Here is a 22,752-nt window from a genome sequence, read left to right as displayed (position 1 = left end):
TTGTCTCCTTGTCCTTGATGCACGGACATTCGTCGTGGTTTTGAATTTGCGATTGCATAGCCGGCAAACCGGATTCGCCAATTTCGCCGCTAGTTTTCAATCCCAGCATGGAGGCTGAGGAATTCGCCCATCCGGCGACGCGCCAGTTCCGGCCGAATCAGAACGCCGGATCCGTCTGCCTTTCTGAACAAGTTCACGTAATGCAGGACGGACCGTGCCGATTGCATGCCACCCGCCATCGAGAAATGACTTTGATGGCCGTTGAGCCACGCGAGAAACACCACGCCGGCCTTGTAATACTGCGTCGGCGCGACGAACAACTCTCGCGACAGTGAGACCGTCGGCGCAATCAACTGGTGGTAGTGTTCGAGATCGCCTGCGGCAAGCGCCGTCAGCGCCCGGGACGCGACCGGCGCGATCGGATCGAAGATACCCAGCAGCGCGTGCGATTTGCCGGTGCTGTCGCCGGCGATCAGGTCGCCGTAGTTGTAATCGTCGCCGGTGAACATCAAGACGCCTTCGGGAAGCTGGGACCGCAGCTGGCATTCGTATTCGGCGTTCAGCAGCGATATCTTGATGCCCTCGATATTGCTGCGGTGCTGTCTGATGATGTCGAGGACTGTTGCCATCGCAGTCTGCACGTTGCTGCTGCCCCAGTAGCCTGCAAGGGAAGCGTCGAATGCCTCGCCAAGCCAGTGCAGGACGACCTTGTTGCGAGACGGGGAGATCACCGCGTCATAGACGTTTTTGTAGTCGTCGGCAGACCGGGCCGCCGCGCAGAGCGCGCGGCTAGCCATCATGATCGGCCGACCGCCCGCGGACTCCACCACCTCGAATTGCTCGTTGTATGCATTGATGATGTCCGACAGCGTGTGGCGGCGCGAATTGTCCAGATGGTCGGTGCCTGCCCCACAGGCAAGGTCGGCGCCTGGAATAGTGCGGGCATGTGCGATGCTGCGCCGGATCAGTTCAGCCGCGGTCGGCCAGCCGATACCCATGCCTCGCTGTGCGGTGTCCATCGCTTCGGCCACTTTGAAGCCGAGCCCGTAGAGATACTCGCGGAACGCAAGCGTGCTATCCCAATCGACCCGAGGCGCATCACCCCACGGCTCATACGCCGTGCGCGGATCGACTACGACGTGCGCCGCCGCATAGGCGATACGGTTGAAAACAGGGAGCGTCTTGGGAGGCACCGCGTCTTCCTGATGCTGCATCACGTAGCTTTGGATCGCGCCGTCGTGGGATGGTAGATTGATCTGCATGAAATCCTCTCACTGTCTGGATTGAATGATCATGTCGGCCGCTTTCTCCGCGACCATGATCGTCGGTGCGTTGGTATTGCACGACGGCACGAACGGCATGACCGACGCGTCGACCACGCGCAATCCCGCGAGGCCGATCAGACGAAGATCGGGCGTCACGACGCTATCCGGATCGCTCGCGGAGCCTATCCTGCATGTGCCGACCGGGTGATGATCGGTCTTCGCATTCGCGCATGCGTATTCGAACAACTCCTGGTCCGTATTCGCGCGCGGTCCCGGAAGCACTTCGTTTTGCACATACCGCTTCATGGCAGGGGCGCTCATGATGTCGCGCGCAATCCGTAAGCCCTTGATCGCCATGTCGCGATCGTGAGGATCGGACCAGTAGTTCGGATCGAGTAGGGGAGCGGCGGCCGGGTCGGAGCTCGCCAGGCGAACCGTGCCTCTCGAGCGAGGGCGAAGGTACGCGGTATTCAACGTCACGCCGGCGTTTTTCAGCTTCGCCATGCCCGCTTCGATGCCCGATCCCAACCCCAGATGAAACTGGATGTCGGGAGATCGGTCGCGTGACGGCGAGTCGCGATCCGCGTACCAGAAGCCGCCCGTTTCGAAGAGGCTGGAAGCGACAGGCCCTTTCTTCAGCACCAGGTACTGCAGTGCGGCCCACGCTGCGTTGTGCAGTTTGTTGTACTTGTCGTAGGTGTGATCGCCGGTGCACTCCGCAATGACAAAGAGATCCAGGTGATCCTGAAGATTCTCTCCGATGCCCTTCAGGTTGTGCACGGGTTTGATTCCCACCGATTCCAGATGACTCGCCGGACCGATTCCGGATTGCATCAACAGTTTCGGTGACCCGATCGCACCCGACGAAACAATGACCTCGCGCCCGGCACGCACGATTTGCGGATCGCGGCTATTGCCCACTACGAGTTCCACGCCGACCGCCCGGCCCGCCTCGACAAGCACACGCAGCGATCTGGCCTGCATCCGGACCGTCAGGTTCGGCCGGTCGAGAACAGGCTTGATAAAGCCGGTCGCCGTCGAGGAGCGGCGGGCGCCGAGCTGGGTGAGCTGGTAGTAGCCGAGTCCCTCCTGGCTCGCACCGTTGAAATCGGGGTTGAAGGGAATCCCCAGTTCCTGTCCGGCCTGAAAGAACGCTTCGCAGATCGGCAGCGGGCTGATCGGATTCGATACCCCGAGCGGGCCGCCATAGCCGTGATATTCGTTGGCAAAGCGCTGATTGTTCTCCGAGCGCTTGAAATAGGGCAGAACGTCGCGATAAGACCAACCCGTGGCGCCGGCCTTGCTTTCCCATTCATCGTAGTCGGCGGGCACGCCGCGCGTATACAGTTGGGCGTTGATGGATGAGCCGCCGCCGATTACCTTGGCCTGCGTAAAGCGCAGTACACGATTGTTCAGATGCTTCTGCGGCACCGTGTACCAGCCCCATGAACCGATTCCCTTTGTCATCTTCGCGAAGCCTGCCGGCATCGCAAAGAAGGGATGACGGTCCGAGCCTCCCGCTTCGAGCAGCAGGACCTTCACCGAAGGATCGGCACTGAGGCGATTGGCCAGTACACAGCCCGCCGAACCGCCGCCCACAATCACGTAGTCGTATATTGTCGTTTTCATGTCAGTCGGCTTCAAAAAGCGGGAATAGACAGGCCGCCGTCCACGTTCAGCACACTGCCGGTGGCGAACGGGAGAGAGCCGTCGGCCAGCGTGGCGACCGCCTGGCCGACCTCTTCGCTTTCGCCCCAGCGCCCGGCCGGGACGAGGCCTTGTTCGAAGCGCGCCTCGTATTTTTGCGCGACGCCTGCTGTCATCGGCGTTCTGATGATCCCGGGCCTGACCTCGAAGACGGCGATATTCGCGCTCGCCAGGCGGAGCGCGAAGAGCCGGTTCATCATCGGCAAGGCGGATTTCGACAGGCAATACTCGGCGCGTTCGGGTGAGGCCATCTCCGCGGATACCGACGAGACCGTGATGATCGAGCGGGCGAAGCCGGATGGCGTGGCCGTCATGTGGCGGGCCACTGCTTGCGACATGAAAAACGTTCCGCGTAGATTGACGCCGAGCACGGCGTCGAACGCTTCGGACGAAACGTCGAGCAGATCTCCGCGGCTTGGTGAACCCACTCCCGCGTTGTTCACCAGGCACTCGATGCCGCCTTTGAAGCGAACGGCCTTCTCGAGAACGCCGGCATGCGAACCGAGGTCGCTCAGGTTGCTCTGCACAAAGAGAGCGTCCCGGCCTTCCCGCCGAATCAGCGCGCAGGTGTGCTCCGCCTCTTCATCCTGCACGACATCCGTCAACACCACGTCGAACCCGCGACGCGCAAGCGCAACGCAGATCGACCGACCGATGCCTCGCCGGCCGCCCGTTACCAGTGCGGTCGGATACTTTCCCTCTGAATTGCTCATGGCTACACCATCTTTCTATGCGCGAGACGCCGCAGCGCCGTTCGTGGCTCAATGAATCCGGGCTTCCGTTTCGGCATCGAACAGGACGAGTTTCGAGAGATCCACTCGTAATTCGCAGCGCTCTCCTGACCGGTGAGGCATATCGGCGCCCAAGCGCGCCGACACCTCCATGCCGCCGAATTCCAGAACGGCCAACGTATCGGGTCCGGTCGGCTCGAGCACGTTGATCTTCACGGGAACCGTGCGGAATGACGACGTTGCGCGCTCGTTCTCGACGCCGATCGCCTCCGGCCGAAGACCCGCGATCACGTTCTTTCCGACATACCGCTCCACAGCCGCCGGTTGAGCCGGCAACGCCAGATCGATCGCATCCTCACCGGTGCCGATATGAAGGTTGAGCGAGCCGTTCCTTTGCTCGATGCGAGCCGGAATCAGATTCATCGACGGTGAGCCCATGAAGGTCGCCACGAAGGTATTCGCGGGCGTGTTGTACACCTCCGAGGGCGTGCCGAGCTGCTGCAGGACGCCACCCTTCATTACGGCGATTCTGGTGGCAAGCGTCATCGCCTCGATCTGATCGTGCGTGACATAGACGATCGTCGCGCCGAGCCGCTGATGCAGCTTCTTGATCTCGGTGCGCATGTCGACGCGAAGCTTGGCGTCGAGATTCGAGAGCGGTTCGTCGAAGAGAAAGATCTTTGGGTGCCGCACGAGCGCGCGGCCCATTGCGACGCGCTGCCGTTGACCGCCGGAAAGCTGAGCCGGGCGACGGTCGAGCAGATGCTCGATCTGCAGGAGGCGCGCGGCATCCTGCACAGCCTTCTCGCGCGCCGGTTTCGACACCTTGCGCATCTCGAGACCGAAGCTGATGTTCTGTCCGACGGTCATGTTGGGATACAGCGCGTAGCTCTGGAACACCATCGCGATGTCGCGTTCGCTCGGATGGAGATCGTTGACCTTGTCGTCGCCGATGCGAATCTCGCCGCCGCTCAGCGTGTCGAGGCCCGCGATCAACGAGAGCAGGGTGGACTTGCCGCAACCCGACGGGCCGACGAGAACAAGGAAGTCCCCGTCTTCGACATCGATGTTGATCTCGCGAAGAATTTCAGTGGAGCCGTATGCCTTGCGGACATTCGATACGTGCAGAGAAGACATTTTCTTACCCCTTGACCGAACCGGCCATCAAACCGCGAACGAAGTAGCGACCGCCAATGACGTAGACGAGCAGCGTCGGCAGCGCGGCGATCATTGCCGTTGCCATCTGCACGTTGTATTCCTTCACACCGGTGGACGTGTTGACGATGTTGTTGAGCGCGACCGTGATCGGCGCGGAACTGCCGGTCGTGAAAGATGCGCCGAACAGAAAGTCATTCCAGATATTCGTGAATTGCCAGATCACGGTGACGGTGATGATCGGCACCGAATTCGGCAGCAGAATCCGGAAGAAAATCCGGAAGAAGCGGGCGCCGTCGATCATCGCCGCCTTGACGAGTTCATCCGGAAACGCGATGTAGTAGTTGCGAAAGTAGAGCGTCGTAAAGCAGAGGCCATACACGACGTGGACGAAGACGAGGCCGGGGATCGACTGTGCGAGGCCCACTTTTCCGAGGAACGACGCCATCGGGATGAGGACGATCTGAAACGGAATGAAGCAACCGAACAGGACGAGCGCGAACAACACGTTGTCGCCCTTGAAACGCCACTTGGTCAGTACGTAGCCATTCAGTGCGCCGATCAAGGTGGAGAGCGCCACGGCTGAAAACACCATCCGGAACGAGTTCCAGAAGAAGCCTTTGACACCTGAGCAATCGAGGCCCACGCACGCCGAACCCCACGCCTTCTCCCACGCGGCGATAGTCCATTCGTGAGGCAGCGCGAGGATATTGCCCGCGTAGACTTCCGGCAGCGGTTTGAGCGACGTCAGAAGCATGACCAGCAGCGGTATGAGGTACACCACGGCTGTGATAGCCAGCATCGAGTAGATCACGATGCGTGAGATGTAGTTGTGCTTGCCCACCACCATTTGTGGCGAGTCCCATGATTTGGCAGCCATCATTGTCTCCTTGGCTTTGTGAATCAGGCTCTATGAATCAGTCTCTATGAATCGCTTAATGCCCACCCGCCGTCCGGCGGGGGCGCATTTCGGAGTAGAGGTACGGCACCATGATGGCCGCGACGGTGCACAGCATCATCACAGCGCTCGCGGCGCCCATGCCGAGTTCGTTACGCGTGAAGGTGAACGAATACATGAACGTCGACGGCAACTCGGTGGCGTAGCCCGGTCCGGCTCCGGTCAACGCGATCACCAGCTCGTAGCTTTTGACGGCCAGGTGTACAAGAATGACCAGCGCGGAGATGAACACGGGACGCAGCTGCGGAATGATGATGCGGCGGTAGATCGCAGGCATCCGCGCGCCGTCGATCGATGCGGCCTTGATCATTTCCTGGTCGATCCCGCGCAGTCCCGCGAGAAACATCGCCATCACAAAGCCGGAGGCCTGCCACACCGCGGCGATCACGACCGTATAGATGGCCATGTCGTCATTGATGATCCAGTCGAACTGGAACGTCGTCCAACCCCAGTCATGAAACAGCTTGGTGAGCCCGAGGCCGGGATTCAGGATCCACTTCCACGCCGTGCCCGTGACGATGAACGATAGGGCCATCGGATAGAGAAACACCGCACGCAGGCCGCCTTCGGCTCTGATGCGCTGGTCGAGAAGAATGGCGAGCGTGAGACCGATCACGAGACATAGCACGACATAGAGCGATGCGTAGATGCCCAGGTTCGTGACCGCTACATGCCAGCGCGGATGCTCCCAGATACGCGAGTACTGGAGGAAGCCCGCCCACTTGAAGTTGGCGAATGCGCGAGATCGCGTGAACGAGAGGATTGTCGTCCAGGCGATAAAGCCGTACACGAAGATAAGCGTAACGATCAGCGTCGGGCTGAGAACGAGCTTGGGAAGAACCGCTTCGAACTGGTTGCGAAGAGAGCGTTTTTTCACGCTCGGCTCGGCGGACCGGTTCAATGAAGCGGCCGCGTCGACTGAATGGGCGCGATTGTGTAAGAGCATGGTGTCACCTGCACATCAGGTACAACGAGTACACGGGGGACGCGGATACCCAGGAGCATCTCGCGTCGCCGGCTAGTCGATTACTTCGAGTTCTCCACGGCCTTCACGAGTGCCTTCACTGCGTCGGCAGACGACTGATTCGAATTGAAGAAGTGGGTCACCACGTCGTACATCGCGGTCTTCGACGCTTCCGGCATGGCCTGGCCATGGGCGAAGCTGCCGACCATGGTTCCGTTCTTCAGCGCGGTGCGCATGTCGTTCATCGATTTCACGCCGCATTCGTCGAAACCGTCGGACGGAACATCGAGGCGGGCCGGAACCGCGCCCTTCACCTGATTGAATCTGGCCTGCACGCCCTTGTCCATCACCGCTTCCGAGAACGCGTATTCGCCTGCCTGCCGGTCGCTGCCGGCCTTGAACGTGGCGAACTGATCGGTCACGAAGATGAAGTCGCCCTGGGTGCCGGGATAGCGCATGCACAGATAGTCGACGCCGGCCTTCTTGCCCGCATTGGCGAATTCGCCTTTGGCCCAGTCGCCCATGATCTGCATGGCCGCCTTGCCGGTGATGACCATGGAGGTCGCGAGGTTCCAGTCGCGGCCGGAGAAGTTAGGATCGACCATGCCGCGCAGCTTGCGCATCTGATCGAAGGCCTTTTCCATCGTCTTCGAGCCGAGCGCCTTGGTGTCGAGATTGACCATCGCGTCCGTATAGAACTTTGGGCCGCCAGCCGACATCACGGCGCTGTCGAAGATCGTCGCTTCCTGCCATGCCTGGCCGCCGTGGGCGAGCGGCACATAGCCCGCCTTGCGGATTTTGTCCGCGTCGGCCACCAGTGCGTCGAAGGTTTGCGGCGGCGTCAGCTTCAGTTCGTCGAAAATCTTTTTGTTGGCCCAGATCCAGTTGGTGCTGTGCACGTCGATGGGTACGGCGTACCAGTGGCCGTCCGCCTTCGAAAAGCGCTGGATCGGAGCAGGGATCAGCTTGTCCCAGCCGCCCTTGGACGCCACGCTATCGAGCGGCGTAAGAAGGCTCTGTTCCGCGTAGTCCTGGACACTGAAGCCAAGCATCTGCATGGCGTCCGGGGGATTGTTCGAGGCCACGCGTGCACGCAGCACCGTTCGCGCAGCTTCGCCGCCGCCGCCGGCGATCGGGCTGTCCTTCCATGCATAACCCTTCTGTTTGAGATCGTCCTTGAGTACGCTCAAGGCCTTCGCCTCGCCGCCGGACGTCCACCAGTGCATCACTTCCACCTCCCTGGTGTCGGCCGCAACGGCAGACAGGGCGTGGCAGGCGAGCAGTCCCGCCGCGATCGCAACAATGCGTTTCCTGAACATCTTCGTCTCCATGATTACGCTCCCTTGATGGGCGTTCTTTTCGATTCCACAGCGACAGATCGCCGTGACCAGGTGATGAGGGTTGGGTTAGGCCGCCGGGCGCGGTAACCACCAGTTCTTCCGTTCCCCGATGTGAAGCTGAATCGTTTTTGTCTCGGTGTAGTCTTCGACCGCCTGTTTGCCGAGCTCACGTCCCACGCCGCTCGACTTGAATCCGCCGAAGGGCAACTCCGGGTAGCCGTCGAGGAATGTATTGACCCAGACCGTCCCGGCATCCACGCCGCGCGCAACGGCGAGGCACGTGTCGATGTTGCTGCTCCAGACCGCCGCGGAGAGGCCATAAGCCGTGTCGTTGGCAATATCGATCGCTTGCTGCGCGTCGGAGAAGGGAATAATCACGAGGACCGGGCCGAAGATCTCGTCGCGGGCGATGCCCATGTCCGGCGTGACATCGCTGATGATCGTCGGCTCCAGATACAGGCCTTTCGCGTCGTAGCGTTTGCCGCCGAGACGCAGCCGGGCGCCGGCTTCGACACCCTTGTCGACGTTGCCGAGAATGTCGCGCAACTGGTTTTCGCTGACGATCGCACCGACCTTGCAATCCGGGTGCAGCGGGTCGCCGACAGGCACCTGCTTCGCACGCTCGACGACCGCCTCGGCGAAGCGTTCCGCAATGGATTCGTGGACGAGTACACGGCTGCCGCTGTTGCAGCATTCGCCGGCGTTGAAATACACGCCGAAGACGACCGCATCGATCATCGCTTCCCAGTCGCAGTCAGGGAAGACGATCTGCGGGTTCTTGCCGCCGAGTTCCAGCGCGATCTTCTTCAGGTTCTTCGACGCCAGCCCGCCGAGCATGCTGCCCACGCGGGTCGAACCGGTAAACGACAGCATGTCGATCGCGGGATGTTCGGCAAGCGGCTGGCCGACCGTCGGACCTTTGCCGGTCACGACATTGACGACACCCGGAGGCACACCGGCTTCCTCGAGTACCTCCATCAGCATGACGGTGGTACTCGAGGTCAGCTCGCTCGGTTTGACGATGCAGGTGCAGCCTGCCGCAAGCGCGAAGGGAAGCTTTTGCGAAAGGATCCACAGCGGGAAATTCCAGGGCGTGATCAGGCCGACGACGCCGATCGGCTGACGCAGCACGATGCCAAGCATGTCTTCGCCGAGGCTGTCGTAGGCGTCGCCGCTGATGGTGCGCGCGAGACTCGCCGCGTATTGCCAGAGATCGACACAGCCGGACACTTCGCCGCGCGCCTGCGCAAGCGGTTTGCCGGTTTCGAGCGATTCGAGAAGCGACATCTTTTCGACGCGAGCCTTGATCCCTTCAGCGACCGCGAGAAGAATCCGGGCGCGCTCGGCGCCATTGAGTTTCGGCCACGTTCCTTGCCGGAGTGCCGAATCAGCGGCTTTGATCGCTGCTTCGACGTCCGCGGAAGTCGCCTCCGGAAATGTGCTGACGACGTGTCCATGCGCCGGGCTGCGTCGCTCGAAGCGCATACCGTCCCGCGCTTCGGTCCACACGCCGTTGATGTACATCCTGCCGTTGAAGCTGTCTTGCGTGGGCGCCGTAGCGCTCATCAGCAGAGCAGGGGCTGCGGGAATTGCGGATGCGTTCGTCATTTCATTGACCCTCGTATTGCGCCTTGCGGCGTTCACGGAAGCTGGCCATACCTTCGCGCGCGTCATTCGTCGTTGCGGACAAGGCACCCGCCATCGCTTCCAGGGTGGCGCCTGCTCCGTGGCCAGAGGCGGCGTTGATCAGTTGCTTGGTCAGTTGTACGGAGACCGGCGCCAGCGTCGCGATTTTTTCGGCCAGCGCGATGGCCATGTCGAGCGACTGTTTCGGTTCGGAAAGTTCGTCCACGAGGCCGATTCCATAGGCGCGTTGCGCATCGATCCGCCGGGCCGTCAACGCGAGCGATTTGACATGGCTGGGGCCGATCAGCGAAACGAGACGCTGCGTGCCCGACCAGCCGGGACAGGTGGCAATGCTTGCCTCGGGCAGCGCGAAGGTCGCCGCGGGGTCCGCCACGCGCACGTCCGCGACAGCGGCGAGTTCCAGACCACCGCCTAATGCGGGGCCGTTGATGGCGGCGACAACCGGCAGACGCAGCGCAGCCCAACGATCGAAGATCCGATGACCGCGGGTGACCCAGAGGCGCCACATGTCGAGCGGGGCGAGCGCTGCCCATTCGTTGATGTCCGCACCGACGCAGAAGGCCCGCTCGCCGGCGCCGGTGAGCACGACGGCGCGCAGCGTCGTATCGGCTTCGAGACTTCCGGCTGCGGCCTCCAACTGGTCCAGCATGGAAGGCGTGAGGGAATTCAGCTTCTCGGGCCGATTGAGCGTGACGACGGCAACCGCTCCTGTCCTGTCGATCTGGATCAGTGGCTGATCAGACATGACGGGCCTCCTTGAGCTTCAAGCCAAAGCGCTCGTCCGTGAAGATCGACGCGTCCATGGTTTTGAGCGCGGGGGAGACTGCGAGATGGATGTCGGACTGATCCAGCACATCTCGTTGCAGATCGATGCCGGGGGCTATTTCGGTTACCTCGAGTCCATCAGAGCCGAGCCGGATCACGCAGCGTTCGGTGACGTAAAGTACTTCCTGATTTCGTTGCCGGCCCATGCGGCCGCTGAACGTGACGTGGTCTACGTCAGCGATGAACTTCTTCTTGCCTTCCTTGAGGATGGTCAGGCGGCCATCGCCCACTTCGAGTTTCGCGCCGGCCGTAAAGTAGCCGCTGAACACTAACCGCTTCGCGTGAGTCGTGATGTCGATGAATCCGCCGCAGCCGGCGGTCAGATAGGGTTTGCTGGGCAGCTTCGAGACGTTCACGTTGCCGAAGCGGTCGACTTGCAGGAACGACAGCAGCGAGACGTCGAATCCGCCGCCCTGGAAATACACGAACTGCGAAGGCGAGGGCATGATCGCGTCTGCATTGCCCGAACAGCCGAACGCGAAGCCGAGTAGAGGAACGCCGCCGACCGCGCCTTGCTCGATCACCCAGGTCACGTCGTCGCGGTAGCCTTCCTCGAGCAGAATTCGCGGGACGTTGGCCGAGATGCCGAAGCCGAGATTCACCGCGTCGTTCTGCGCGAGTTCCATCGCTGCGCGCCGCGCGATGACCTTGTCCGCGTTCCAGTCGGCGAAAGCAAAGGCGCTATCCGGCAGCTTCACTTCGCCGCTGATTTCCGGGTCGTATTCGATCTGCGTTGTCTGCTTCTGTTCAGGATCGACGACGACATGGTCCACGAGATTGCAGGGGATATGCACCGCCTGCGTATGCAGTGAGCCGGCCTTGACCACGCGTTTGACCTGCGCGATCACGATGCCGCCGTTGTTGCGAACGGCCAGCGCCTGATCGCGTCCGCCAAGAAGCGCTCCTTCGTGCTCGAACGACAGATTGCCGCGCTCATCCGCGGTCGTGGCGCGCACGATCGCAACTTGCGGAACGAAGTTCTTGTAGTACAGCCACTCGTCGCCAGCGAAAGAAACCTTCTCGACGATTGGCTGCTCTGCAGCTCGCGGGTTCATCGCACCGCCCTGGCGGGACGGGTCCACATACGTGTCCAGACCGACCTTCGTCAATACGCCCGGCCGTTTCGCTGCAACTTCGCGATGCATGTCGAAAAGCACGCCGCTGGGCAGGTTGTAGGCGCGGATGTCGTTGTCGACGACCATGTGCCAGATGTCCGGCATGGGCAGACTCGATGGACCGCTCGGAAACGAACCGGCAATGACCGTGTCGATCAGCCCTTTCTTCGCAACGTGATCGATGCCCTTGATGCCGTACATATCGCCTGCGGCGATCGGATGAAGCAACGTCAGATTGCGCGGATGGTTCTCTTCTTCGAAGCGCGCGCCGATGGCGGCGAGCATTGCATCCGGACATCCCAATCCGCTGGACGAACTCACGGTGACGACGTCGCCGTCGTTGATCAGGCTCGCGGCGGCTGCCAGTGAAATGACTTTGCTAGGACCCACAGTGAATCTCCTCGGACATTCTTAACGCGCAAATTGAGCAGGGACCGTCACGTGCTCGCCTGTTTCGGCGGACCGCACGAGAGCCAGTGCGGTAATCAGGGAGCGGTATCCGTCAACGCCCGTCGCAGCGGGTTCCTGTCCCTCTGTGATCGCGCGATGAAACTGGGCAACCGCGGTGACGTACAGATCGCCGTGTGCGATATCGATGAGTTCGATGCCGCGCGCGGATCGAAGCTCGACTTGCCCCACGGCGCGCTGAGTCATGACGTCACGCGCCGACAGCGATCCTTCTGTTCCGTGGACCTCCAGGCCTGTCGGTGCATAGGGAACTGTGAATGCGTCGTGAATTTGCGCGAGCACGCCGTTCCGGAAGCGGATGATGGCCATCACGCCGTCGGCGAGTCCGGCCGTTCCCAGGGATCCCGAAGCGGTGAGCGCGCTGACCTCGAGCGGTTCATCGTCGAGAAGGAAACGCAACGTATCGACGTCGTGAACGGAGATGTCGAGGACGACACCGCCGCCTGCGTCCTGGCTTTCGATCCGCCAGCCGCGCAAATGCGGCGGCAAGCAGACTGCGTGAAAAACCCGCGCATAAAGCGGTTTTCCAACGGCGCCGGCGCGGATGAGTTCGCGCATCTTCCGGTGCGATGCCGCGCAACGCAGATGGTGGTTGGTGCCGAGAATCACCTTATGAGCAGCACATGCTTCGATCATGTGTGCCGCCTCGACCTCGGAGAGGGCAAGAGGCTTTTCGCAAAGGACGTGCTTGCCGGCTTTCGCTGCGGCCAGAACGTGAGAGAGGTGTTTTTCGTTGGTGCTGCTGATGTAGACGGCGTCGATGGCCGGGTCGGCGAGGACCGCGTCCAGATCCGTCGAGGCAAGCGGGATACCGTGCTTTTGTGCGAATTCACGGGCGCGGTCCTCGTTGCCACTGACGACGGCTTCTATCGAGCCGTCAGGTTGCGACCGTATCGCGTTGATCATCCACTCGTCGGCGATGGTGCTGGCGCCGATCAGCGCCCAGCGAATATTGGACATTGTCTCTCTCCGTTGGAACGTTCCAACTCACATTCGTTGGATCGTTCCAACGGACTGTAGTAGACTGAATTCACGCTGTCAAACACTTTTTGGAACGTTCCAATTGTGCAAAGCAACATGAAATCTGGTCCGACCATTCAGGACATTGCCGCCGCTGCCGGCGTCTCCAAATCGACCGTCTCGCTCGTCTTGCAGGAAAGCCCGCGGATCAGGGCCGAGACGGCGGAGAAGGTGCGCGCGGCCGCTCGCAGTCTCGGCTACGTATACAACCGCGGGGCCGCGACGCTCAGAGGGCGGCGCAGCACGACGATCGGGATGGTGATCAACGACTTGACCAATCCCTTCTTCGTTGAATTGCTAGTTGCGATCGAACGGGTGCTTGCGCAATCCGGCTACACGACCTTGATGGCCCACACGGCGGAAAGCATGGAAACGCAGACGAGGGTTTTGCGATCGATGCGTGAGCAGAATGTCGCCGGTCTCATCATGTCGCCTGCGCTCGGCACCCCCGACGAGCTGCCTGCCGAGATTCAATCGTGGGGAATTCCTCTGGTTCTGGTGATGCGTCCGATGGGGACCGACGTCGACACGGTCGGCGTGGATAACCAATACGGCTTTGCTCTCGCGACTGAGCATCTGATCGAACAGGGACACACTCGAATCGCCTTCGCCGGCAACCGGAAGGGTTATGCGGTCGCGAACCAGCGCAGGGAGGGCTATCTGTCCGCCATGGCGAAGCATTCGCTGACTGTCAGCGATGACTGGATTATCGATGTGGAGTTGACGCCGCAGGGAGGCCGCAACGCAGTTCGTGCGATCTTCGAGATGAAGCCGCGGCCAACGGCGGTCGTCTGTTATAACGACCAGGTCGCCATTGGCGTGTTGCACGAGCTTGACCGGATGGGCAAGCGCGCGGGCAAAGCGTTGGCGGTCGTAGGCTGCGACAATGTCGTGGCGGCGGAACACACCAACCCGCCTTTGACGACGCTATTCGCCGGGGCGGGCAAGCTTGGCACTATCGCGAGCGAGACGCTGCTGGGCAGGCTGACCGAAACATCCGAAGACGAAAAGCCCCCGGTGCAATACTTCGCGGTGCCCGAGCTCGTTGTCAGAGAGTCGAGTGTAGGCGCCGGCGTGAGCCACGCAAGCGTAACGTCCGGGACGGCACGGAAACGGGAGCCTGTTGCTGGTGGGCGATAAGCTCCGCGCACGCGATCCTCGGCGTCGTTCGCCACGCACACCACCATTTAGCGTGCCTGTTGCCTCAAGAGGAGCGTGACAACGCGCTCCAGCCGCTCAGATGTCCAGACGGGAGATTTGTCGTCCCATCCGTTGTCGGCCAGACGTCCAGAACGGTCGATCGTGAAGCTCACCGGGACGTATCTGGCTTACTGCAGACGGAACGCGCCGACCATCGTCTGCAACCGTGCGGCTTGTTCGTCAAGCGATGCCGCAGCCGCCGCGGCCTGTTCGACCAGCGCCGCGTTTTGCTGCGTCACTTCGTCCATCTGCGACACCGCGCGATTGACCTGCTCGATACCGGTGCTCTGTTCGAGCGACGCTGCGGCAATCTCGCTCATGATGTCGCTGACGTGCCGGATCGACTGAACGATTTCACTCATCCGTTCGCCCGCGACCGCCACCTGATCCGTGCCGTCGTCAACACGCGCCACGGACGATTGGATCAGATCCTTGATGTCTTTCGCCGCCGCCGCGCTGCGTTGCGCGAGCGTGCGCACTTCGCCTGCGACCACCGCAAAGCCGCGCCCTTCCTCACCGGCCCGTGCCGCTTCGACCGCTGCATTGAGCGCGAGGATGTTGGTCTGGAACGCGATGCCTTCGATGACCGCGATGATCTGGCCGATCTTGCGCGATTCGTCGGCGATGCCCTGCATCTTGCCGATCACCTCATCGACCGCATTGCCGCCGCGCCGGGTGGCTGCCGTGGCGAGCTCCGCTAGCTGGCTCGCCTGCCGCGCGTTGTCGGCATTCTGCTTCACGGTGGCCGTCAACTGCTCCATGCTCGCTGCCGTCTCCTGCAAGGACGCAGCCTGCTCTTCGGTACGTTGCGACAGATCGGTGTTGCCTTGCGCGATTTCACCCGAGCCCGTCGCAATCGAATCGCTCGAATGCTGAATGCCTTGCACCAGTTCGCGCAGCTTCTGCCGCATCTCGCTCAACGCGTACAGCAAACTCGAACGGTCAGTCGGCGCGAGCTTGATATTGGCCGCCAGATTGCCCGAGGCGATCTGCGCCGCAAACACTGCGGCCTCTGCCGGTTCGCCGCCCAGTTCACGCTTCACGCTGCGCGTCATGACCCACGCCATGCCGCTAACCGCGGCGAAGATCGCAAGCGAGAGCGCGATCAGCGTTTTCGCGAGCTTCCAGTACGCCACGTTGATGTCGTCGTGGAAAAAGCCTGTGCCGATCCACCATTGCCATGCCGGAATCGCGACCACGCCTTGCAGCTTGGCTTCGAGCGGGCCGTTTTGAGAGCGCTTGATCAGGACGTCCACCAGCGCAAAATGTCTGCTTGCAAGTCCTTGCTGATAGGCCTGCGTATCGGTGAGATCGCCAGACGTCGTCTTGTTGCCGCCGGTCTTGGTGCCGACGAGACTCGGGTTCGGGTGGACCAGATTGATACTGTCGGTATTCGTCACCCAGTAGTAGCTCTGGCTGTTCGCGTTCAACTGACTGAGCGCCGTTTTGGCGGCGGCCTGCGCGTCTTCGCGGCTCATCTTGCCGTTCGCCTCGAGCGACTGGTAGTAAAGCACGAGATGTTCCGCTTTGATCAGCAGCGTTTCGATCTGCGCCTGACGGCTCTCGATCAGGGCATGGTCGAGTTGTGACAGCGCGATTGCAGCGATGCTAACGACACCTGCCAGCGCGGTGCAGACAATCAGAACCAGTTTGGTCGAAACTTTCATGGGAATGTAGCCAGCGGGGGCGCGCAAAGTTAACCGTACAGTACATATAACGACCAACCGCGCTTGAACCTTTAGCGATTTTTTTGACTGGCAGGCGTCACTTGTGAGAGCGGCCGTTCGCAGCCGCTGATCTGGTGAAGCGACCGCTTCATTCTCGAAAGGCGCCAATCGTTGACACGGACGATCCTGTTCGACGGGGTGCCTGGATTGCGTGGAAAGTTCTTGTAATCACTTCCGGATCACGGGTTTTTCTCTCTTAATCGCAAAATCGCGCCCGCACTATCCTGTTCTCTCAGAAACCGCATCCCTGAAAGCATGGCGGCAGGTCGCGACGATGTCCCGCCACGCCTCAGCCTGGTTACTTCCCTGAACAGAGGCTCGGCATGTTTACTTTCAACACTGTTTTCTCTTGCGCTCTCCAGCGCCTCGCGAAGCCGTCGGCTTTGCTGTCGATCGGCATGCTGGTGGCAGGCGCTACGCTTGCCGCCGATGCATCCGCGGCGAGCTTCAAGTGCACGAGCAAGTCGTCCGCGTCGGAAAAGATCGTCTGTAAAGATCCGGAACTGTCGGCACTCGACGACCGTCTCGCCGCCTCCTGGCGCCGCGCAAAGGACACCACGCTCGACCCCGCAGCGCTCGAAGCGGCGCGCACCCAGCAATGGCTCTGGCGGCAGCACCACTGCACCGACCAGGCGTGCGTGAAGAGCTGGTACGACCGCCGGATCGTCGAATTGGACGCCGACTATGAACAGGCGAAGCAGGCGCGCCACGAAGCCTTCGAAGCGTCGCTGGCAGCGCAAAAACTCGTGCCTTCGGCAGCTGACGCGGTTCGGAAGATGAAAGACACGTCGGTGGCGAATGCGACAACCGCGAGCACGCAGTAGTCGAATCCGAGCCGCTCGAGCGGATAGCCCCGGGAACTCCGTTTGAAGGGGCACGCGGCCTGACTGCGCTCGCGGATAAACCGCTTGGTGCGCTCGCGCAGGTGTGCGGTGCTGGTATGGCTGGCATGGCGCCGCACATGCGATCTCGTCTGTCTGGCGCATCTCAACGCAGCAGCATCGCACACAGCGCCCCACCGGTCAGGTAGGTCCCAAGTGCGCCGACGAACCGGAAAGGGTTGGGCTTTGCCATCGTTGGCCATGCGATCAGTCCGACGACAAGCAAACAGCGGCACACCGTTGCCGCGACGATCAGCGACACTGTCGCCGTCGAAGGCGATCGCGCGCCAAGATAGAGAAACAGCAACGCGAGGAACGGCGCGTATTCGGCCGTGTTGGCATGAGCCCGGACGAGCTTGTGTAGCCGGTTCGCGGGATCCAGCTCGCAGCCTGAGCCGGTGCCTTCGCGAAAACGCATCACCGAGACGGACAATCCGAGGCCGAACAGTAGTAGCCCTAGAACTACCGCGCATGCGAGAGCAACGTTGTCCATTTGAACGAGCCTCCTTGGCAGGGAATCAACGAACGCCGGTTTGGTGAGTAAAGCTAGCGTGTCGGTCTCTCGATTACGATGCACCGATTTGCAGCGGATAGCCTCGGAAACTCCATTTGAAAGGGCGTGCGGTCTGATTATATGCTCGCGGATAAACGGCTCGCTCGCCTCATGTCTTCGGCCACATTGCGAACGGACAACCACCACTACTTGCGAATCTACATGGGGCATCTGCGTCACAAGCTCGAACGCGATCCGGCTCGCCCCGAGCACATCATCACCGAATCGGGCGTGGGTTATCGCCTCGTCGGCGTGCGCTGATCTGGCGGCGCGAATTCCCGAGCGGGGCGAGAGTCCGCAAGGAGTTTGAAAACCTCCGATACTTTTACACTGTGTTAACGCAGCTTTAGCTAAGCTGAAAGTACATAGTGCGGGATAGGAGTTTTCGATGTTAAGAATGCTGATCCCTGTGTTCGGCAACGGCGGAGCAGTAGAAGCCGCACGTTTCGCTGCATTCATGTTTCTGGAGCGCTGCGTCACCGAAGTCGAATTGCTGGAAGTACTCGAACCCGTGGACCAGGGGCGCGCGGCAGCCTTCCACTCCCGAAGCTCACTGGTGCGTCTGGAAAAGCAGGCCATGCTGAAGGCGCTGGTCGAGGCCCGTGCGATCCTCGAAGAAGCCGGCGTACCGTATCGGTGGAAACGCGTATTCGGCCACCGCACCAAAGCGATCGCCGCCTATGCGGCAACGACGCAGCCTGACGTGATGGTGATCGACGCCAGTCATATGGGATTCTTCCGCCAGCTGGCGACGCTCGCGGCACTCTCGCGGCGCACCGTCACCCCGGTGACGATGGTCCACTGAATCAACCCACGTTCATTGGCAGCAGCACCATCTGTTTGCCGACAATCAGACGCCAGATGTTGCTGAAGGCGTTCATGTCCCCTCCCAACCTGCGTAGGCATTCCGGCGTAGTTTGCGTCGGTCGATGGCTCTGGTGCGGGGCGCACGACGACGGCCCAACATCCACGCGGCCATTTTGCACCGGATCGGGCCAAATCGACGTTTGAAATCGGCTATCGGGGATTCAACTGTGGAAAACGGGGTGGTAGCTGCGATGCCGAGGAGGACGGGCCGGTAAAGCAGCCCGCGGAAGAAACTTTTTTCCGCCAGTTTGCATCCGGCGTGCCGCTTGATCCGTATAGGTCGTTGAGGACTTGCCGCTTCGTGCATAGCCACCGAATGCGCGGTCTTATGCTCAGGGAGAGTCTCGGGATGCGATGGCAACGACCCCAGGAGGCACTCGTTTCGACTGGCCGCCGCGCTGCTAAACTACCGCTATTCCCGATCATGCACGGCCAACCTGCAGAGAATGCGATGCCCATGCAAGGAAATGCAGCGGCCGACGGCGACGGGATGACGGATGACTTCGAGGCCCGGCGCCGCGACGAACTCAACCGGCTTCTGCTCCGCACCGGTGAAGGCGACCAGGCAGCATTCGCCACGCTCTATCAGCGCACTTCTGCAAAGCTCTTTGGCATTTGCGTGAAGATGCTGCGCGATCGCAGCGAAGCCGAGGACGTGCTTCAGGACGTCTATGTCACGGTATGGCGCCGAGCCGCGATCTTCGACCCTGGAATGGCCGGCGCCGTCACCTGGCTCGCGACGATCGCGCGCAACCGGGCGATCGACCGCTTGCGCCGCCGCCGCGAGGAATCGCTGGATGAGTCGACGGAAGAGGACATCGTCGACGAGCATCCGTCACCGGCCGCGTTGGCCGAGCGCAGCCAGCAGAGACGGCGTCTGGAGCATTGTCTGGAAAGGCTGCCTGCCGGGCACGGCAAGATCGTACGGGAAGCCTTTTTCACGGGCGCGACGTATGCCGAGCTGGCGGAGCGCCTGAGCGTGCCGCTGGGCACCATGAAAAGCTGGATCCGGCGTAGCCTGATTCAGCTCAGAGCCTGTCTCGAGCAATGAATACGTCCTTACACGAACCCGACGATCTGCGGTGCGCCGAGTACGCGCTGGGTGTGCTCGACGCTGCCGAGCGCCGGCAGATCGAAGAGGCGATGCGACACGATCCTCATCTGGCGGCTAACGTGGCTCGCTGGCAGAACCGCTTGATGCCGCTGAGCGAGGATATCGGCGAGATCACGGCGCCTCCGCATGTGTGGGCGCGCATCCAGTCCGAGCTGGGTTTCGCGCGGCCGGCGCCGCGCGCGCCACGCTTCAGGCTATGGGACAACGTTCGTTTGTGGCGCGTGATCGGTATCGGTTCGAGCGTCGTGGCTGTCGCGCTCGCTATCGTGTCTGTGTTGCCGGTCGGACGGGCGCCCGTTACGGCGCCGGGCAATCACGACTACATGGTCGCCAGCATCGTCCGGCAAGGCGGGGGTGCGGGATGGACCGCCACCGTCGACGTTCAGCGTGCCCGCATGGTGATCGTTCCGGCAGACAACGTACCGGCGGTGGCCGACCGTTCCACCGAGCTATGGATCATCCCGCCGGGCGCACGGCCCATCTCGCTCGGCGTCATTGCCGCGGACCGGCCGACGATCGTATCGCTGCCGCAGGCCAGGATCGCGCAGTTGAACGCCCGCGCGATCCTGGCTGTGTCGCTGGAGCCGTCCGGCGGGTCGCCTACCGGACAACCGACCGGGCCGGTACTGGCGAAAGGGGTTGTCGGCGGGACGTGAACCGTTCTTGCGGCAAGGTTCTTCGCGTGCGTTTGTGTTTAATTGAAGCGCGTGCATCCGCCCGTTCGTTGGACCCGTATCTTCGATTGCTTCCAGTCCGGAAGCGTCGATCTTTCGGGGAGAACCGAAATGCAATCCTGCAACGATATGAAGACTATCGGCGCGATGCTCGCGCTCGCGCTGACCTTGGGCGTGGTGACGCCGGCCGCTGCGGCCGGATCGATGTCCACCGATAACACGGTGGAAGTCGGCGGTGCGCCGATGTATCCGTCAAAAAATATCATCGATAACGCGGTGAATTCGAAGGACCACACGACGCTGGTGGCGGCCGTCAAGGCCGGCGGTCTCGTCGATACGTTGTCGGGCAAGGGGCCATTTACGGTGTTCGCGCCGACCAACGAAGCATTCGCGGCGTTGCCGTCCGGAACAGTCCAGACGCTGCTCAAACCCGAGAACAAGCCGACACTCGTGAAAGTGCTCACGTATCACGTCGTGCCGGGCCGCATCACCGCACACGACCTCGCCATGGCGGTCGAACAGGGGGGCGGCAAGGCCAACCTGAAAACGGTCGAGGGCGATTCGCTGATCGTCAGTAAGGACAGCAAAGGTTGGGCTATCACCGACGACAAGGGGGATATCGCACACGTGACGATTGGCGACGTCATGCAATCCAACGGCGTGATTCATGTCGTCGACACGGTGCTGATGCCTTGACGTCCGCGTGAAAACCTCGGGGGACTGGCTGTTGCGACGACTGCGTTTAGAGTGGCAGGTCGGCGGCCAGTCCGCTTCGTATTGCGTGGGCAGGCGATCCGTGCGTGATGTCGCGGCGCCGCAGTCCTGCGTTACAGGTCAGCGGCCGACAGCGTTACACGTTCGCCGGTGTCTGGCGCTTCCTTCGCCTCAACTGCCTGCAACAGCCGATGCTTGCCAAGCTCGAAGGCGAGCAGCAATTGCCTGGGGGTCCGGTTCGCAGCGCCGAGTTCTTCGCAAACGACTTCGCAAGGCAGCGCAAAGGCGCAGTATCCCCAGCCGAAGCCGTACGCCGAAAACAACACGGTAGAGTCGGTACAAAGGATTGGCTCAGTCAGATTCCTGGTGGGCTGCATCATGGCTCATCGCCCTCCTATCCGACGGAAATGTTTTTTGAATTCTTGCATGTTGACCTTACAAAAGTCCGTGTGTAGGGGTAAGCGATGACGAGGTGCTTTGCTATCCACGCACGTTGCAAGGCCGCAATCGGAAAATCTGCTGGATTGTTCACGGCCGCGAGGCGCGTGTCGTTTGAGTCAGCGGTCGGACAAAGGCTGCCCTTCGTCTTCGCCGCCCTCAAGACGTTGCAATAGTTGTTGATTGGTCTGGCGAATTCACTGCAGCGAATACGCGCGCAGGTATCGTGAGCAATTAGGACCTCGAGTGCGGCGACCGAAGCACGATGGGAGGTGATTAGAGAGTAGGACCGACTAACGATTTACGATAGTTAATGTCTTTAGCGATAAAAATAAGCCAAATTTCATGCATTTTGGCGCTCGGTCCAGCCGAGGTTTCTATGAAGCGCCGGCGACTGCCTGGCGGACATTCGCTAGACTTCACCCTACCCGACGGATAGGTCTCTGCCCGGAATAACAGCCATTCCTGCAGCCAGTGAAATCTGCCCTCGACTTCCTTAAGCAGACGTTAAGCGACCGTCTGTCATGCTTGGTCACGGTTTCTGTTTAACTTTGAACAAGGGCATTCATCAATATGAAAAACGACGCGCGGCAGATATTGGAACATGCGGTCAGCAAGGTCCCGCAAGTCACATTGGGCTTCTGGATTGTCAAGATTGCCGGAACTACGCTTGGAGAAACGGGCGGCGACTGGGTGACGATGTCGCTCAACCTGGGCTATCTGATCGGCTCGGCCATTTTTGCGGTCATCTTTATCGGACTCGTTTCGGGACAAATCAAGGCCGAGCGGTTTCGTCCATCCTTATATTGGGCGACGATCGTCGCGACCACGACGCTCGGCACGACCATGGCCGACTTCTTCGATCGATCGATGGGTGTAGGTTATCCGGGCGGCGTCGCCATCGTGTTCGCACTGCTGCTTGCGAGCCTCGTCATCTGGTACAAGGCGGAGGGCAGTGTGTCGGTCCAGAGCATCACGACGCCCAAGGCCGAGTGGTTCTACTGGATCACAATCCTGTTTTCGCAGACGCTGGGTACAGCGCTGGGCGATTGGGTGGCAGGCTCGGACCGCGGCGGCCTGGGTCTCGGATACGAGTACGGCGCGCTGATTTTCGGCGGCGGCCTGGCGATTGTGGCGGGTCTTTATTTCTGGAAGCGTATCTCGCACACGCTGCTGTTCTGGGCCGCCTTTATCCTGACGCGTCCGCTTGGCGCGACGCTTGGAGATTTCCTCGACAAACCCGTCGCCGACGGCGGCCTGCACGTCAGCCGGCTGTATGCGTCGGTGATATTGCTGGTCTTCATTGTTGCGTGCGTCATGCTGATTCCTCAACGCCCGGCAACCCGGACAAAGCCGGTGAGAGCGAGCGGCGAATACGGGGGCGCCTGA

The 22,752-nt window shown here is 61.2% G+C and carries 21 protein-coding genes and 1 pseudogene; 8 read left to right on the top strand and 14 right to left on the bottom strand.

What is annotated here, in order from left to right; translation table 11 throughout:
- Window positions 1–89: 89 nt before the first annotated feature.
- The 11 genes from AC3WLT_RS30145 to AC3WLT_RS30095 all read right to left on the bottom strand — a co-directional run bounded on the left by AC3WLT_RS30145 (window position 90) and on the right by AC3WLT_RS30095 (window position 13,135).
- Window positions 90–1,262 (bottom strand): dihydrodipicolinate synthase family protein, encoded by a 1,173-nt coding sequence (locus tag AC3WLT_RS30145; RefSeq protein WP_492595301.1) that lies wholly within the window; start codon window positions 1,260–1,262, stop codon window positions 90–92.
- A 9-nt stretch (window positions 1,263–1,271) separates the two neighbouring features.
- Window positions 1,272–2,894: a GMC family oxidoreductase gene (locus AC3WLT_RS30140; RefSeq protein WP_492595300.1), complete on the bottom strand. Its 1,623-nt coding sequence runs from the start codon at window positions 2,892–2,894 to the stop codon at window positions 1,272–1,274.
- An 11-nt stretch (window positions 2,895–2,905) separates the two neighbouring features.
- Entirely contained in the window at window positions 2,906–3,685 is a 780-nt protein-coding gene (locus AC3WLT_RS30135; RefSeq protein ID WP_492595299.1) for a 3-ketoacyl-ACP reductase, read from the bottom strand.
- A 48-nt stretch (window positions 3,686–3,733) separates the two neighbouring features.
- Complete coding sequence (locus AC3WLT_RS30130; protein ID WP_492595298.1) at window positions 3,734–4,840, bottom strand: ABC transporter ATP-binding protein; 1,107 nt, start codon at window positions 4,838–4,840, stop codon at window positions 3,734–3,736.
- 4 nt (window positions 4,841–4,844) lie between these two features.
- A complete protein-coding gene (locus tag AC3WLT_RS30125) occupies window positions 4,845–5,738 on the bottom strand; it encodes a carbohydrate ABC transporter permease (protein WP_492595297.1) in 894 nt (297 codons plus the stop codon).
- A 55-nt stretch (window positions 5,739–5,793) separates the two neighbouring features.
- On the bottom strand, window positions 5,794–6,693 hold the full coding sequence (locus AC3WLT_RS30120; protein WP_492595296.1) for a carbohydrate ABC transporter permease: 900 nt from the start codon (window positions 6,691–6,693) through the stop codon (window positions 5,794–5,796).
- Between the two features lie 149 nt (window positions 6,694–6,842).
- A complete protein-coding gene (locus tag AC3WLT_RS30115; RefSeq protein ID WP_492595317.1) occupies window positions 6,843–8,099 on the bottom strand; it encodes an ABC transporter substrate-binding protein in 1,257 nt (418 codons plus the stop codon).
- Between the two features lie 87 nt (window positions 8,100–8,186).
- Complete coding sequence (locus AC3WLT_RS30110) at window positions 8,187–9,728, bottom strand: aldehyde dehydrogenase family protein (RefSeq protein ID WP_492595295.1); 1,542 nt, start codon at window positions 9,726–9,728, stop codon at window positions 8,187–8,189.
- 1 nt (window position 9,729) lies between these two features.
- Entirely contained in the window at window positions 9,730–10,512 is a 783-nt protein-coding gene (locus AC3WLT_RS30105; protein WP_492595294.1) for an enoyl-CoA hydratase/isomerase family protein, read from the bottom strand.
- Complete coding sequence (locus AC3WLT_RS30100) at window positions 10,505–12,097, bottom strand: acyl CoA:acetate/3-ketoacid CoA transferase (protein ID WP_492595293.1); 1,593 nt, start codon at window positions 12,095–12,097, stop codon at window positions 10,505–10,507. The genes AC3WLT_RS30105 and AC3WLT_RS30100 overlap by 8 nt, the downstream gene beginning before the upstream one ends.
- A 21-nt stretch (window positions 12,098–12,118) precedes the next feature.
- Window positions 12,119–13,135 (bottom strand): Gfo/Idh/MocA family protein, encoded by a 1,017-nt coding sequence (locus tag AC3WLT_RS30095; protein ID WP_492595292.1) that lies wholly within the window; start codon window positions 13,133–13,135, stop codon window positions 12,119–12,121.
- Between the two features lie 117 nt (window positions 13,136–13,252).
- On the opposite strand from AC3WLT_RS30095, the gene AC3WLT_RS30090 reads away from it, so the two are divergent.
- Entirely contained in the window at window positions 13,253–14,335 is a 1,083-nt protein-coding gene (locus AC3WLT_RS30090) for a LacI family DNA-binding transcriptional regulator (RefSeq protein WP_492595291.1), read from the top strand.
- Between the two features lie 188 nt (window positions 14,336–14,523).
- Here AC3WLT_RS30090 and AC3WLT_RS30085 read toward each other — a convergent pair whose 3' ends face one another.
- On the bottom strand, window positions 14,524–16,062 hold the full coding sequence (locus AC3WLT_RS30085; RefSeq protein WP_492595290.1) for a methyl-accepting chemotaxis protein: 1,539 nt from the start codon (window positions 16,060–16,062) through the stop codon (window positions 14,524–14,526).
- 383 nt (window positions 16,063–16,445) lie between these two features.
- On the opposite strand from AC3WLT_RS30085, the gene AC3WLT_RS30080 reads away from it, so the two are divergent.
- A complete protein-coding gene (locus tag AC3WLT_RS30080; RefSeq protein ID WP_492595289.1) occupies window positions 16,446–16,946 on the top strand; it encodes a lysozyme inhibitor LprI family protein in 501 nt (166 codons plus the stop codon).
- A gap of 163 nt (window positions 16,947–17,109) precedes the next feature.
- Here AC3WLT_RS30080 and AC3WLT_RS30075 read toward each other — a convergent pair whose 3' ends face one another.
- A complete protein-coding gene (locus tag AC3WLT_RS30075; protein ID WP_492595288.1) occupies window positions 17,110–17,496 on the bottom strand; it encodes an MAPEG family protein in 387 nt (128 codons plus the stop codon).
- Window positions 17,497–17,691: 195 nt separating this feature from the next.
- Between AC3WLT_RS30075 and AC3WLT_RS30070 the strand changes: the two are divergent.
- The 5 genes and pseudogenes from AC3WLT_RS30070 to AC3WLT_RS30050 form a co-directional block, all read left to right on the top strand.
- A pseudogene (locus tag AC3WLT_RS30070) lies at window positions 17,692–17,817 on the top strand (winged helix-turn-helix domain-containing protein); the annotation flags it as partial.
- 127 nt (window positions 17,818–17,944) lie between these two features.
- Window positions 17,945–18,361, top strand: coding sequence for a universal stress protein (locus AC3WLT_RS30065; protein ID WP_492595287.1), 417 nt, complete (start codon window positions 17,945–17,947; stop codon window positions 18,359–18,361).
- A gap of 519 nt (window positions 18,362–18,880) precedes the next feature.
- Window positions 18,881–19,474: a sigma-70 family RNA polymerase sigma factor gene (locus AC3WLT_RS30060; RefSeq protein ID WP_492595286.1), complete on the top strand. Its 594-nt coding sequence runs from the start codon at window positions 18,881–18,883 to the stop codon at window positions 19,472–19,474.
- Window positions 19,471–20,193 carry an anti-sigma factor gene (locus AC3WLT_RS30055; RefSeq protein WP_492595285.1) on the top strand — a complete coding sequence of 241 codons (723 nt, stop codon included), beginning with the start codon at window positions 19,471–19,473 and terminating at the stop codon, window positions 20,191–20,193. The genes AC3WLT_RS30060 and AC3WLT_RS30055 overlap by 4 nt, the downstream gene beginning before the upstream one ends.
- 129 nt (window positions 20,194–20,322) lie before the next feature.
- A complete protein-coding gene (locus AC3WLT_RS30050) occupies window positions 20,323–20,907 on the top strand; it encodes a fasciclin domain-containing protein (RefSeq protein WP_492595284.1) in 585 nt (194 codons plus the stop codon).
- Between the two features lie 131 nt (window positions 20,908–21,038).
- Here the strand turns inward: AC3WLT_RS30050 and AC3WLT_RS30045 are convergent, their stop codons facing one another.
- Entirely contained in the window at window positions 21,039–21,305 is a 267-nt protein-coding gene (locus tag AC3WLT_RS30045; RefSeq protein ID WP_492595283.1) for a hypothetical protein, read from the bottom strand.
- 631 nt (window positions 21,306–21,936) lie between these two features.
- On the opposite strand from AC3WLT_RS30045, the gene AC3WLT_RS30040 reads away from it, so the two are divergent.
- A complete protein-coding gene (locus AC3WLT_RS30040; protein ID WP_492595282.1) occupies window positions 21,937–22,752 on the top strand; it encodes a COG4705 family protein in 816 nt (271 codons plus the stop codon).

The sequence above is a fragment of the Paraburkholderia sp. FW306-2-2C-D06C genome (assembly GCF_058781505.1).
Note: the sequence above shows the minus strand (reverse complement) of the source record. Positions and strands in the feature narration are given on the sequence as shown.